Genomic DNA, 13,313 nt, shown 5'->3' with positions numbered 1-13,313 from the left:
CCTGCTCCGACCTCGTCGAAGGAGAGAGACCAGTGCCATCCCCAGCGCGAATCGGCGGACCCGTCGAAGACCTGCTCGTGCGCAGCGGCCGGTTCTTCACGCCCGGTACCGAATCCGCCGACCTGCGCACCGTCACCAGGGAGGGTGGGCGCGCGGGCGACATCTTCTATCGCAATCGCTGGAGCCACGACAAGGTCGTGCGCTCGACCCACGGGGTGAACTGCACCGGTTCGTGCTCGTGGAAGATCTATGTCAAGGACGACATCATCACCTGGGAGACCCAGGAGACCGACTACCCCTCGGCGGGCCCGGACCGCCCGGAGTACGAACCTCGCGGCTGCCCGCGCGGCGCGGCCTTCTCCTGGTACACCTACTCGCCCACCCGCGTCCGGTATCCGTACGCGCGCGGCGTGCTCGTCGAGATGTATCGCGAGGCCAAGAACCGTCTGGGCGATCCGGTGCTGGCCTGGGCCGACGTGCAGGCCGACCCCGAACGCCGCCGTGCCTACCAACGGGCAAGGGGCAAGGGCGGATTGGTGCGGGTGAGCTGGGACGAGGCGGTGGAGATGGTCGCCGCCGCGCATGTGCACACCATCAAGACCTACGGTCCCGACCGGGTCGCCGGGTTCTCGCCGATCCCGGCCATGTCGATGATCTCCTTCGCGGCGGGCTCGCGCTTCATCGAACTCATCGGTGGCGCGATGACCTCGTTCTACGACTGGTACGCCGACCTGCCGGTGGCCTCCCCGCAGGTGTTCGGCGACCAGACCGACGTGCCGGAGTCCGGCGACTGGTGGGACGCGTCGTACCTGCTCATGTGGGGTTCGAATGTGCCGGTCACCCGCACGCCGGACGCGCACTGGATGGCCGAGGTGCGCTATCGCGGCACCAAGATCGTCACCGTCAGCCCGGACTACGCCGACAACACCAAGTTCGCCGACGAGTGGATGCCGTGCGCGGCGGGCACCGACGGTGCGCTGGCCATGGCCATGGGGCACGTGATCGCCAGTGAGTACTACGTGCGCAGGCGGGAGCCGTTCTTCGTCGACTACGTCCGCCGGTTCACCGACCTGCCGTTCCTGATCGCCCTGGAGGAACGCGACGGTCAGTTGGTTCCCGGCAAGAACCTCACCGCGGCGGATCTGGGCAGCACCGAGGAGAACGCGGCGTTCAAGCCGGTGTTCGTCGACGGGGTCACCGGAGCGCCGGTGGTGCCGCACGGATCGCTCGGGTTCCGCTACGGACCCGAGGGCATCGGCAAGTGGAATCTGGACCTGGGCGAGCTGGTCCCGACGCTGACCGTCGCCGAGGCGGGTGCGGAGCGGGTCGACGCCGTCGAGATCACGCTGCCGCGTTTCGACACCCTCGACGGGCACGGCGAGACCATGCGGCGCGGTGTTCCCGTGCGGGTGGTCGCGGGCAAGCGGGTGTGCACGGTCTTCGACCTGATGCTGGCACAGTACGGGGTGGCCCGGCCGGGACTGCCGGGAACGTGGCCGCGCGACTACGACGACGCCGAGACCCCGTACACCCCGGCCTGGCAGGAACCGATCACGGGAGTGTCCGCCGCCCAGGTCATCCGGATCGCCAGGGAGTTCGCGAACAACGCGGTGGAATCGGGCGGCCGGACCATGGTCATCATGGGCGCGGGCATCTGCCAGTGGTTCCACGGCGACGCCACCTACCGCGCCATCCTGTCGCTGCTGCTGATGACCGGGTCGATGGGCCGCAACGGCGGCGGTTGGGCCCACTACGTCGGCCAGGAGAAGTGCAGGCCGGTCACCGGCTGGGCGACGGTGGCGATGGGCACCGATTGGTCGCGTCCGCCCCGGCAGATGGCGGGCACCTCCTACTGGTACGTGCACACCGACCAGTGGCGCTACGACGGCTACCGCGCCGACGCGCTCGCCGCGCCGACCGGTCGCGGCCGCTTCGCGAACAAACACACGATGGACGTGCTGAGTTCGGCCGTCGCCATGGGCTGGACTCCGTTCTTTCCCCAATTCGACCGCTCCAGCCTCGATCTCGCCGACGCCGCGGCCGCGGCGGGCGAGGATCCCGTGCAGTACACCGTCGACCGATTGGCCAGTGGCGAGCTGCGATTCGCGCTGCAGAACCCGGACGACCCGAAGAACTGGCCGCGCGTGCTGAGCGTGTGGCGGGCCAATCTGCTCGGTTCCTCGTCCAAGGGCAACGAGTACTTCCTGAAGCACCTGCTCGGCACCACCTCGAATCTCCAGGCGGAGCCGACCGAACCCGGCACGCGCCCGGTGAGCGTGGACTGGTCCGGCGACATCCCCGAGGGCAAGCTCGACCTGCTGATGTCGATCGACTTCCGGATGACCTCCACCACCCTGTTCTCCGATGTCGTCCTGCCCGCGGCCACCTGGTACGAGAAGGCCGACCTGTCCAGCACCGACATGCACCCCTACATCCACGCCTTCACCCCCGCGATCGACCCGCCGTGGGAAACCCGTTCGGACTTCGACGCTTTCGCCGCGATAGCCCGCAGCTTCTCGGCACTGGCGGCCCGCCATCTCGGCAAGCGCACCGACATCGTGATGGGCACCTTGCAGCACGACACCCCCGGCGCGATGGCCTATCCCGGTGGCGTGGAATCGGATTGGCGCGCGAGCGGTGAGAAGCCGGTGCCCGGCAAGACGATGGGACCGCTGATGGTGGTCGAACGCGATTACGCGAAGATCGCCGAGAAATGGACCGCGCTCGGCCCGCTGGTGGAGAAGGCGGGTCTGACCACCAAGGGCGTCACGGTGATCCCCGACCAGGAGGTCACCGAACTCGCCCGGTTGCACGGCGTGATGAACGCCGGTGTCGCCGTGGGCCGTCCGGCGCTGGACACGGCGGAGAAGATGGCCGAGACGGTGTTGCGTCTGTCGGGCACCTCCAACGGCCGACTGGCGGTCGAAGGATTCAGGGAACTGGAGAAACGCACCGGTCGCGACCTGGTCCACCTCGCCGAGGGCAGCGAGGACAAGCGCATCACCTTCGCCGACACCCAGGCCAGACCGGTACCGGTGATCACCAGTCCCGAATGGTCGGGCAGCGAGACCGGCGGTCGCAGGTACGCGCCGTTCACCGTGAACATCGAGCAGCTCAAGCCCTTTCACACACTCACCGGCCGGATGCACTTCTATGTCGACCACGACTGGATCGAGGAACTGGGCGAGGCGCTGCCGATCTACCGGCCGCCGCTGGACATGGCCCGGCTCTTCGACGAACCACGGATCGGCACGCAGCGCGATGGCATCGGCATCACCGTGCGCTATCTGACACCGCACTCGAAGTGGTCGATCCATTCGGAGTACCAGGACAACCTGCTCATGCTCTCGCTCTCGCGCGGCGGTCCGACGATGTGGATGAGCCCGGCCGACGCCGCGAAGATCGGGGTCGCCGACAACGAGTGGGTCGAGGCAGACAATCGCAACGGCGTGCTGGTGTGCCGCGCGATCGTCTCGCATCGGATGCCCGAGGGCGTCGTCTACGTCCACCACGCGCAGGAACGCACGATCGATGTCCCGCTGACGGAGAAGACGGGAACCCGTGGCGGCATCCACAATTCGCTCACCCGGCTGCTGGTCAAACCCTCGCACCTGGCGGGTGGTTACGCCCAGACCGCGTTCGCGTTCAACTATCTCGGCCCCACCGGAAACCAACGCGACGAGGTGACCGTGGTCCGCCGTCGCGGCCAGGAGGTGACGTACTGATGAAGGTCATGGCGCAACTGGCGATGGTGATGAACCTCGACAAATGCATCGGCTGCCACACCTGTTCGGTGACCTGCAAGCAGGCATGGACGAACCGCTCCGGCACCGAGTACGTGTGGTTCAACAATGTGGAAACCCGTCCGGGACAGGGATATCCACGCACCTACGAGGACCAGGAGAAGTGGCGCGGCGGCTGGGTGCGCGAGCGCAACGGCAGACTGAACCTGCGCGACGGCGGCCGCTACGCCAAGCTCGCGCGCATCTTCTCCAACCCGAAGATGCCCGCCATGTCGGACTACTACGAGCCGTGGACCTACGACTACGAGAACCTGACCAACGCGCCGCTGGGTGATCAGACTCCGGTCGCCCCGCCGCGCAGCCTGATCAGCGGCAAGCCGATGAAGGTGAGCTGGTCGGCCAACTGGGACGACAATCTGGCCGGTTCGCCGGAGATCGTGCCGGGCGACCCGGTGCTGGCGAAGGTGAGCGAGAAGGTGAAGCTCGACCTCGAGCAGACGTTCATGTTCTACCTGCCGCGCATCTGCGAGCACTGTCTCAATCCGGCCTGTGTGGCCTCGTGCCCGTCGGGCGCGATGTACAAGCGCAGCGAGGACGGCATCGTGCTCGTCGACCAGGACAGGTGCCGTGGCTGGCGGATGTGCGTGTCCGGATGCCCTTACAAGAAGGTGTATTTCAACCACAAGACCGGCAAGGCCGAGAAGTGCACGTTCTGCTATCCGCGGGTGGAGGTGGGCCTGCCGACGGTCTGCGCGGAGACCTGTGTCGGGCGGTTGCGCTACATCGGCCTGATCTTCTACGACGTGGATCGGGTCCTCGACGCGGCGTCGGTGGCCGACGACAAGGACCTGTACCAGGCCCAGCTCGAGGTGCTGCTCGACCCGAACGATCCCGAGGTCGCCGCGGGCGCGCGGGCATCCGGGATTCCCGACAGCTGGATCGAGGCGGCGCAACGGTCGCCGATTCACGCGCTGGTCAAGGACTTTCGGGTCGCGCTGCCGTTGCATCCGGAGTACCGGACCATGCCGATGGTCTGGTATATCCCGCCGCTGTCACCGGTGGTCGACGCGGTCAGCCGCGACGGGCACGACGGCGAGGACGTCGGCAATCTGTTCGGCGCGCTCGAATCACTGCGCATCCCACTGGAATACCTGGCCGGATTGTTCACCGCCGGTGACACCGCACCGGTGGCGCTGGTGCTGCGCAAGCTGGCCGCGATGCGCTCCTACATGCGCGACATCAACCTCGGACGCGAACCGCAGGAACATATCCCGGCTGCGGTGGGAATGACCGAGGAGCAGGTCTATCGCATGTACCGGCTGCTCGCGCTGGCGAAATACGAAGACCGGTATGTGATTCCGTCGGCGTATGCCGAGCAGGGCCATCAGCTGGAGGAATCGGTGAGCGATTGCGCGCTCGACTTCGACGGCGGCCCCGGCATGTACGAGCAGGCCTCGGGCCCGTTCGGTGAGACCAGCGGGTCGCCGGTGCCGGTGGCCGTGGAGACCTTCCACGCGCTCAAACAGCGCCAGACCAGCGAGTCGATCGGCGCGCAGACCGGTGCGCGGGTGAATCTGCTCAACTGGGACGGCAAGGGCAGGCCGACCGGAATGTTCCCCGGCGGTGGTCAGCGATGAGGTCACCGTTCGGTCGGTCGGCCCGCCGTTTCGATCGGCACCGCATCGTCTGGCAGGCCGCCTCACTGCTGCTCGCCTACCCCGACCACGACGTGCGCGCTCGGCTCGACCTCGTCGACCAGTTGTGCGCGCACCTGCCGTCCGAGCAGGCGGCGCCGTTGCGGACCGTGTCGGCGATGCTGCGCTGCACGCCGGAAACCGTGGCGGCGCAGGCCTATGTCGACACCTTCGACATGCGCAGGCAGTCGACGCTGCTGCTCACCTACTGGACCGATGGCGATACCCGTAATCGGGGCATGGCGATGCTGGCGTTCAACGACGCCTACCGGGCGGCGGGCATGCGTCCGCCGGTCGGTGAGATGCCCGACCACCTCACCGTGGTGCTCGAGTTCGCCGCCACCGTCGACCCGGTGACCGGGGCCGCGCTGCTGGCCGCGCATCGCAGGGCGATCGACGCGATCCGGCTGGCGCTGACCGACGACGGGTCGCCGTACGCGCCGGTGCTGGCCGCGGTCGCCGACACCCTGCCCGCCGCCTCCGAGCTCGAACTCGGCCGGGCGCGGCATCTCGTGCAGGCCGGACCGCCGGCCGAATCGGTCGGCCTCGCGCCGTTCACCCTCACCGTGCCGCCACGGCGCACCGCGGCTCCCGCCGTAGCGAAAGGACCTCGGTGACATGGCAGATTCCGTCTCCGCCGGCGAGATCTACTGGGACATCGTTCCGTATGTGAGCTTGGCGATGATGATCGTCGGCACCTGGTGGCGCTACCGCTACGACAAGTTCGGCTGGACCACCCGCTCCTCGCAGCTCTACGAGAGCAGGTTGCTGCGAATCGGCAGCCCGATGTTCCACTTCGGCATGCTGGTGGTGATCGTCGGGCACATCATCGGGCTGGTGATTCCCGAATCGTGGACGGACGCGATCGGCGTGAGTCAGCACGTCTATCACATCCAGGCGATCGCGCTCGGTTCCATCGCGGGCCTGGCGACGCTCACCGGCATCGTGCTGCTGGTCTACCGGCGGCGGGTCAACGGTCCGGTGTTCAGCGCCACCACGTTCAACGACAAGGTCATGTACCTGGTGCTGATCGCGGCCCTGGTCACCGGTCTGGCGACCACGCTGCTCGGTTCCGGCGCCGTCGGTCCCGAGCACAACTATCGCGAGACCGTCGCCCCGTGGTTTCGCTCGATCTGGATCCTGCAACCCCGGGGTGACCTGATGGCGCAGGCGCCCCTGTCGTTCCACATCCACGTGACGATCGCGCTGATCCTGTTCGCGATCTGGCCGTTCACCCGGCTCGTACACGCGTTCAGCGCGCCGTTCGGCTACCTGTTCCGGCCCTACATCGTCTACCGCACCCGCGAGAGCGCCGGGGACGGTGAGTTGGTCGGCTCGCGTCCGCGGCGCCGGGGTTGGTGAGGCGTCACCAGGAGTGGGCGACGTCGATCACCACCCGGGCGGGGGAGTCGAAGGTGGTGACGCGAAACGGCAGGCGGGCCCGTACGCCGAGACCGATCGTGGACTGGCCCTCGAACGATCCGGCCCAGGCGACCTGACGCAGCGTCGGGTAGCCGCGCAGGTCGACGAGTTCGGCGCGATCGGCCGGGTGGTAGGTGCTGTTGCCCGCGCCGTCGTAGGCGGGCGCCTGCACCATCACCTGGAGGGCGCCGCCGCCGCGCAGCGGGACGGCCGCGCCGGAGCCGTCCATGGTGACCGTGTCGACGTAGCCGACGCGGTAACCGGCGACCGGGCCGGACAGATCGATGACCACGCGATCGAAGCAGTCGTGGCGGCCCGCGCGGACATCGCCGACGGTGGCCGTCGAATAGCCCGAACTCGACCGGTCGGCCGAACCCCATCCGAGTTCGCAGGAGGACGGGGCGGCCGTGGCCGGAACTGTCCACAGGCCGGCACAGGCCGCGATCGTGGTGAGCGAGATGAGGAAGCGACGCACGTCGCACCGCCTTCGGGGCAGGGGGGAGGAAGGTACTGACTCATCGGCCCGATCAGCCACCGCGTTAGCGCGCCGACCCGACGGCCGTGTCGCGAAACGTAGGATCGCAGGTCAGCGACTATGACCGGAGGTGAACGTGGCGCCTTTTCTGTGGGAACAGCATTGCTGTCTGCCGTTGCACCACACTGCGCGGATCACCGAACTCGCCCGGTATCCGCTCGGCTCGTACCTGTCGATCAATGTCGGGTACTCGGCGCAGACGAAGGCGGATTCGCTGGCCCTGCTGGGGCAGTTCCGGGGCCAGGCCGAGGGTGACCCGCGATTCCGGCTGGTCGATCGGGTAGCCGATATCGGTGCGCCCGAGGTGATCTCGCTGGCCTTCGACCTGGAGGACTCGGGTCCGCTCGACGGCGATCTCGACAATGTCGAACTGTTCTACGGCCTCGGCGTGCGCTCGCTGTTGCCCTCCTACAACCATGCCAACGCGGCGGGTTGCGGCTGCCTCGACACCGAGGACACCGGCCTCACCGGCTACGGAAAGGACTTGGTGCGCAAGCTCAACGAGGTCGGGATGTTCGCCGACGGATCGCATTGCTCACGCCGCACGGGCCTCGACATCGCCACCTGTACCGCCGTCCCGATGATCTACAGCCACTCCAATTTCGCCGCCCTGTGGGACCATCCACGCAATATCACCGACGACCAAGCGTTGGCCTGCGCGCAGACCGGTGGCGTGATCGGCATCAACGGCGTAGGAATCTTTCTCGGCCACAACGCTCCCGGCGACCACGCCGCCCGGCTGGCCGCGATGGCGGACCATATCCGCTACGGCGTCGACCTGGTCGGTATCGACCACCTCGGCGTCGGCTCCGACTACTCCTTCGACGGCCAGGAGTTCAACGACGAGATCCGTGACAATCCCGGCGCGTTCTCGGAGTCGTATACGAAATGGGGTCCGCTGCAGTGGGTTCCGCCGGAGGATCTGCTCGGCGAAGCCGGTGCCCCCGGTCTGGACCAGCTCCTGGCCGACCGGGGATTCCACGCCGCCGAACGCGCCGCGATCTTCGGCGGCAATTTCGCCAGGGTCGCAGGCCAGGTCTGGCGCGACTGACCGCCCCGGCCGAGCGGCGGCCCGGTGCCCAGTGCGGGAACGCTCAGCCCAGACGCACCAGCATCTTGCCGGTGTTGGCGCCGGTGAGGACTCCGAAGAAGGCGGCGGGAGCCTGGTCCAGTCCGTCGTAGACGGTCTCGGTCGTGCGCAGGGTGCCCTCGGCCAGCCAGCCCACCGCCTTGCCGATGTACTCGCCGAACAGCGGGAAGTAGCTGGTTACCAGCATGCCGCGCAAGGTGGCCTCTTTCGTCGCGGCGAGATAGAGGTCGGGTGCCTGCTGGGTGGTCGCGCCGTTGTAGCCACTGATCGCGCCGACCAGGGCGACGCGCCCGTGCTGATTGAGCGCTTCGATGGCGATCTTCAGGTGTTCGCCGCCGACACTGTCGAGGTAGACGTCGACGCCGTCGGGCGCGGCGGCCTTCAATTGCCCGGCGAGGTCACCGACGCGGTAGTCGATCGCGGCGTCGAAGCCGAATTCGTCGAGCAGCTTTCGCGTCTTCGCGGGCCCGCCCGCTGAGCCGACCACCCGCTTCGCGCCGAGCGCCTTGGCGATCTGGCCCGCCACGCTGCCGACCGCACCGGCGGCGGCCGAGACGAACACCGTGTCACCGGGGCGCACCGGGGCGATATCGGTGAGCGCCGCGTAGGCCGTGAGCCCGGTGGTGCCGATGACGCTCAGGAAGTGCTGCGGGGCAGCCAGTTCCGGGTCGATCGGCGTAACGGTGGCCGCGTCGACGATCGCGTGTTCGCGCCAGCCGGCGAAGTGCGAGACGGTCGCGCCGACCGTGATATCCGCCGAGCGGGACGCGATCACCTCGCCGACCGCCGAACCATCCAGTGCCGCATCGAGTTCGAAAGCCGGCATGTAGGACTCCTTGTCGTCCATCCGTCCGCGCATGTACGGGTCGACCGACATCCAGGTGTTGCGCACCAGGATCTGCCCATCGGCGAGCTCGGGCAGTCTCCGCTCGACCAGGGCGAAATCGGTAGCGACCGGAGCGCCGTCGGGGCGGGCGGCCAGGTGGATCTCACGGGTGTGCGTCGGCAGCGCGGTGCTGGTCATGATCGAGCCTTCTTTCCAGGTCATCCAGTGTTTTCAGCCGGTGATGATCACGGTATTGCGGTCAGGTTCCCAGCCGAAGGTCCGCGGACGTCACTGCCCGGTCCATTCACGACACGCTCAGCCGAGTTCGTTCGGTGTGGTGCCCGGCGGTGCGGGCAGCCGGCTCTGTGGGATCGCCTGCCGCACCAGGTCGTTTCGGTGATCCGACCGCAGCTGTGGGTGGGACGGGACCGGCGGTTCGGATCGAGCGTCGCGAGGGTTCAGCGTCGGCGCGCGGAGGTCGGTGTGCCGCCGGTCCAGCGGCGGAAGGCCTTGCGCAGGGCGCGGTCGTCGGTGAAGGCCAGGTGGTGGGCGACGGTCGAGGTGCTGTGACCCTGTTCGAGAAGGGCTTTCGCGCGTTCGTAGCGGATCGAGTCGAGTTCCTCGCGCCACGAGGTGCCGTGCTCGGCCAGGTGGCGTTGCAAGGTTCGCTCGCTCATGGCAAGGCTTTTCGCCACGCGGGGCAGGGCGGGGTCGCCCGCGTCCATAGCCGTTCCGAGCGCGATGCGGAAGGCGTCGAGGGGGTCGGTGATCGGTCGAGCGGAGGCCAGGACCAGGTCGGCATGGCTGCGGATCAGGTCGGCCAGCATCGGGTCGGCGCGGGCGAGCGGTGCGGTGGCGTCGTCGGCGTGAAAGGTGATCGCGTCCGCCTCGGCGTCGAATTCGATGTCGGCGGTGCCGAATACGTCGATCAGGCCGGTGTGGTCGGGCGGTGCGGAGTGGCCGAAACTGACCTTGGTCGGCACGAGTGGTCGGCCGACCGCCTCGCGAGCGCGACGCAGATAGTAGGCGAGGACGTACTCGTTGACCACCGCAGCCACCGCAGGATCGCCCGCCGAGGTGCGGTAGCCGATGGTGAGCCCACCGTCGCCGGACAGGTCGAATCCCTCGGTGGCCGCGGTGACCAGGCGGTGATAGGGCTGGGCGGCGCGCAGCGAATCGGCCAGTGTCGCACCGGTGGTCACCAGGTAGTCCCACGTGTTCAGCGAGCCGAGCGGCGCGGCGGCGGCGATCGCCGCCCCCGACCCGGCGCCGGGTCGCGCCTGCGCGATCAACTCCCACAGCCGCAACAACGAACTCATCGGGATCCGGTTGAGCTCACCACCGAGGACCACCTCGTCGGTGCCGGGAACCCGGGTGAGCTGGTCCTCGTCCGCGCCCGCCGCCCGCGCGGCCCGCACGAGCAGCCGGACCAGATGGGTAGACGCGGTGCCGTGGAGCGCACCACCGATCCCGTCCACCGACACCGCACCGCTCACCACCTCGACAGTACTGGGCTGTCGAGCCACGGCCCGGCCGCGGCGGCGCGATGCCGAGTGGCCGGACCGGCATCGACCTCAGGCCGAGGTTTCGATGGTCAGTCCCGCGTCGGACCAGTCCTGGATGCCCTCGCGGTACTTGCGCACGTTGGTGTAGCCCAGCGCTTCCAGCTTGCTCGCCACGGCCTGGCTGTTCCCGCACGCGGGATTCGAGCAGTAGGTGACGATGGCCGCGTCGCGGTCGGGGAGCAGGGTTGGCGCGACGGTGTCGACGTCGTTTTCGACGAGGTTGAGCGCGCCGGGCAGATGGGCCTTGGCGTAGTACTCGGGGCCGAGTGCGTCGAGCACGATCACGGTCCCGGCCGCGATGCCTCGCGCCAGTTCGTCGCGGGTGATGAGTGTGGTCATGGGAGTTCCCTCCGGTAGTTCGGGAGAATTTATGTGCGTGCACACGCTACTAGTTGTGTGCGCACGCACGCAAGTGGCTAAGCTGGGACGGTGCCGAACGAACAGCCGTCCCGTCGACCGGCGATAGCGGCGTGGGCCGCCTTGCTCCAGGTGCACGCCGCGCTCGTCCCGGAGCTCGACGCCGAGCTGCGCCGGGCCACCGGACTACCACTGACCTGGTACGACGTGCTTCTCGAACTCGACGGCACCGGACCGATGCGGATGAGCGATCTCAGCGAGAAGGTCGTGCTGAGCCGCACCAGGGTGAGTCGCCTTGTCGCGGAACTGGAATCGAACGGCCTGCTGCGCCGTGACACCAACCCCGACGACGGCCGATCCGCGCTCGTCGCCATCACCGATCTCGGCAGGCAGCGCTTCCGCGAGGCCGCCCCTCGCTATCTCGACGACATCGAACGCCGGTTCGGCGCGAACCTCGAACCCGACGAACTCGAGGCCTTGGCCGCGACGCTGCGCAAGGTGCTCGGCCCGACCCCGGTGACAGTGACCGGCGCCGGGTAGCGGCCGGTCGCGCGGACATCTCACCTATGTGGGGGACGGGTGGGTGAACTCTCCGAAACAGAGTTAGGCTCGGGGACGTGACTTCCCACTACGATGTCGTCGTTCTCGGCGCTGGTCCCGGCGGATATGTCGCCGCGATCCGTGCCGCTCAACTCGGCCTGCGAACAGCGATTGTCGAGCAGAAATACTGGGGTGGCGTGTGCCTGAACGTGGGCTGCATCCCGTCCAAGGCACTGCTGCGCAACGCCGAGCTGGCCCATATCTTCCACAAGGAGGCCAAGACCTTCGGCATCTCCGGTGAGGTCAGCTTCGACTTCGGTGCCGCCTTCGATCGCAGCCGCAGCGTGGCCGACGGTCGGGTCAAGGGCGTGCACTTCCTGATGAAGAAGAACAAGATCGACGAATTCGACGGCCTCGGTACCTTCACCGGCCCGAACTCGCTCGACGTCGCCCTCACCAAGGGCGGTGCCGAGACGATCACGTTCGACAACGCCATCATCGCCACCGGCACCACCACCAAGCTGCTGCCGGGCACCCAGCTCTCCGAGAACGTGGTCACCTACGAGGAGCAGATCCTCACCCGCGACCTACCCGGCTCGATCCTGATCGTCGGCGCGGGCGCGATCGGCATGGAGTTCGCCTACGTCCTCAAGAACTACGGCGTCGACGTGCGGATCGTGGAGTTCCTCGATCGCGCGCTGCCCAACGAGGACGCCGACGTCTCCAAAGAGATCACCAAGCAGTACAAGAAGCTCGGCATCACCATCAGCACCGGTGCGGCAGTGCAGTCGATCGACGACGACGGCTCCAAGGTCACCGTCCAGATCAAGGACAACAAGTCCGGCGCGATCGAGACCGTCACGGTCGACAAGGTGCTGCAGGCCGTCGGTTTCGCACCGCGAGTCGAGGGCTACGGCCTGGAGACCACCGGCGTCGCGCTCACCGACCGGGGCGCCATCGACATCGACGACCACATGCGCACCAACGTGGCGCACATCTACGCCATCGGCGACGTCACCGCCAAGCTGCAGCTCGCCCACGTGGCGGAGGCGCAGGGCGTGGTCGCGGCCGAGACCATCGGCGGCGCCGAGACACTGACCCTCGGTGACTACCGGATGATGCCGCGCGCCACCTTCTGCCAGCCGCAGGTCGCCAGCTTCGGTCTCACCGAGCAGCAGGCCCGCGACGAAGGCTATGACGTGAAGGTCGCGACCTTCCCGTTCACCGCCAACGGCAAGGCGCACGGCCTGGCCGACCCGACCGGTTTCGTGAAGCTGATCGCCGACAAGACCCACGGCGAACTCATCGGCGGCCATCTGATCGGCCCCGATGTCTCGGAGCTGCTGCCCGAGCTGACCCTGGCCCAGAAGTGGGACCTCACGGTCAACGAGCTCGCGCGCAACGTGCACACCCACCCGACACTCAGCGAAGCACTGCAGGAAGCGATCCACGGCCTCGCGGGGCACATGATCAACTTCTGAGTTATCGGAGCGCTGGCGCGCTCGAGTCGCGCCCCCTGATGTCCCGTCGATCAGGCACCG

At 67.9% G+C, this 13,313-nt stretch carries 11 protein-coding genes; 7 read left to right on the top strand and 4 right to left on the bottom strand.

Annotated features, from left to right (window positions below; genetic code table 11):
* Positions 1-32 precede the first annotated feature (32 nt).
* Genes NA12_RS14500 through narI form a run of 4 tightly spaced genes read left to right on the top strand, consistent with a single transcriptional unit; the run spans position 33 to position 6,799 of the window.
* On the top strand, positions 33-3,725 hold the full coding sequence (locus tag NA12_RS14500; RefSeq protein WP_067450107.1) for a nitrate reductase subunit alpha: 3,693 nt from the start codon (positions 33-35) through the stop codon (positions 3,723-3,725).
* Positions 3,725-5,380 (top strand): nitrate reductase subunit beta, encoded by a 1,656-nt coding sequence (gene narH / locus NA12_RS14495; protein ID WP_067450104.1) that lies wholly within the window; start codon positions 3,725-3,727, stop codon positions 5,378-5,380. The genes NA12_RS14500 and narH overlap by 1 nt, the downstream gene beginning before the upstream one ends.
* Complete coding sequence (gene narJ / locus NA12_RS14490) at positions 5,377-6,054, top strand: nitrate reductase molybdenum cofactor assembly chaperone (RefSeq protein ID WP_067450101.1); 678 nt, start codon at positions 5,377-5,379, stop codon at positions 6,052-6,054. Before narH ends, narJ begins: the two co-directional genes overlap by 4 nt.
* A 1-nt stretch (position 6,055) precedes the next feature.
* Positions 6,056-6,799 carry a respiratory nitrate reductase subunit gamma gene (narI, locus tag NA12_RS14485; RefSeq protein WP_067450098.1) on the top strand — a complete coding sequence of 248 codons (744 nt, stop codon included), beginning with the start codon at positions 6,056-6,058 and terminating at the stop codon, positions 6,797-6,799.
* A gap of 4 nt (positions 6,800-6,803) precedes the next feature.
* Here narI and NA12_RS14480 read toward each other — a convergent pair whose 3' ends face one another.
* Complete coding sequence (locus NA12_RS14480; RefSeq protein WP_243654755.1) at positions 6,804-7,334, bottom strand: AMIN-like domain-containing (lipo)protein; 531 nt, start codon at positions 7,332-7,334, stop codon at positions 6,804-6,806.
* 136 nt (positions 7,335-7,470) lie between these two features.
* On the opposite strand from NA12_RS14480, the gene NA12_RS14475 reads away from it, so the two are divergent.
* Complete coding sequence (locus tag NA12_RS14475; protein ID WP_165914757.1) at positions 7,471-8,445, top strand: dipeptidase; 975 nt, start codon at positions 7,471-7,473, stop codon at positions 8,443-8,445.
* Between the two features lie 43 nt (positions 8,446-8,488).
* Here the strand turns inward: NA12_RS14475 and NA12_RS14470 are convergent, their stop codons facing one another.
* The 3 genes from NA12_RS14470 to NA12_RS14460 form a co-directional block, all read right to left on the bottom strand.
* On the bottom strand, positions 8,489-9,508 hold the full coding sequence (locus NA12_RS14470) for an NADP-dependent oxidoreductase (protein WP_067450468.1): 1,020 nt from the start codon (positions 9,506-9,508) through the stop codon (positions 8,489-8,491).
* A gap of 260 nt (positions 9,509-9,768) precedes the next feature.
* Positions 9,769-10,806, bottom strand: a complete 1,038-nt coding sequence (locus NA12_RS14465; protein ID WP_067450466.1) for an AraC family transcriptional regulator — start codon at positions 10,804-10,806, stop codon at positions 9,769-9,771.
* A 78-nt stretch (positions 10,807-10,884) separates the two neighbouring features.
* Entirely contained in the window at positions 10,885-11,214 is a 330-nt protein-coding gene (locus NA12_RS14460) for a rhodanese-like domain-containing protein (protein ID WP_067450095.1), read from the bottom strand.
* A gap of 90 nt (positions 11,215-11,304) precedes the next feature.
* Here NA12_RS14460 and NA12_RS14455 point away from each other — a divergent pair, with 90 nt between their 5' ends.
* Together NA12_RS14455 and lpdA are read left to right on the top strand one after the other, a co-directional pair.
* Positions 11,305-11,772 (top strand): MarR family winged helix-turn-helix transcriptional regulator, encoded by a 468-nt coding sequence (locus NA12_RS14455; protein WP_067450092.1) that lies wholly within the window; start codon positions 11,305-11,307, stop codon positions 11,770-11,772.
* Positions 11,773-11,849: 77 nt separating this feature from the next.
* Positions 11,850-13,253 carry a dihydrolipoyl dehydrogenase gene (lpdA, locus tag NA12_RS14450; protein ID WP_067450089.1) on the top strand — a complete coding sequence of 468 codons (1,404 nt, stop codon included), beginning with the start codon at positions 11,850-11,852 and terminating at the stop codon, positions 13,251-13,253.
* Positions 13,254-13,313: the final 60 nt, after the last annotated feature.

Origin of the sequence: Nocardia alba NBRC 108234 (genome assembly GCF_001612665.1) — a bacterium.
Classification (GTDB): domain Bacteria; phylum Actinomycetota; class Actinomycetes; order Mycobacteriales; family Mycobacteriaceae; genus Nocardia; species Nocardia alba.
The sequence above is the reverse complement of the archived record's forward strand: the minus strand, read 5'-3'. Positions and strand labels throughout refer to the sequence as shown.

Bases quoted from the DNA above. Each gene is read 5' to 3' on its own strand.
- narH (WP_067450104.1), top strand. From the start codon at position 3,725: ATGAAGGTCATGGCGCAACTGGCGATGGTGATGAACCTCGACAAATGC.
- narJ (WP_067450101.1), top strand. From the start codon at position 5,377: ATGAGGTCACCGTTCGGTCGGTCGGCCCGCCGTTTCGATCGGCACCGC.
- narI (WP_067450098.1), top strand. From the start codon at position 6,056: ATGGCAGATTCCGTCTCCGCCGGCGAGATCTACTGGGACATCGTTCCG.
- NA12_RS14470 (WP_067450468.1), bottom strand. From the start codon at position 9,508: ATGACCAGCACCGCGCTGCCGACGCACACCCGTGAGATCCACCTGGCC.
- NA12_RS14460 (WP_067450095.1), bottom strand. From the start codon at position 11,214: ATGACCACACTCATCACCCGCGACGAACTGGCGCGAGGCATCGCGGCC.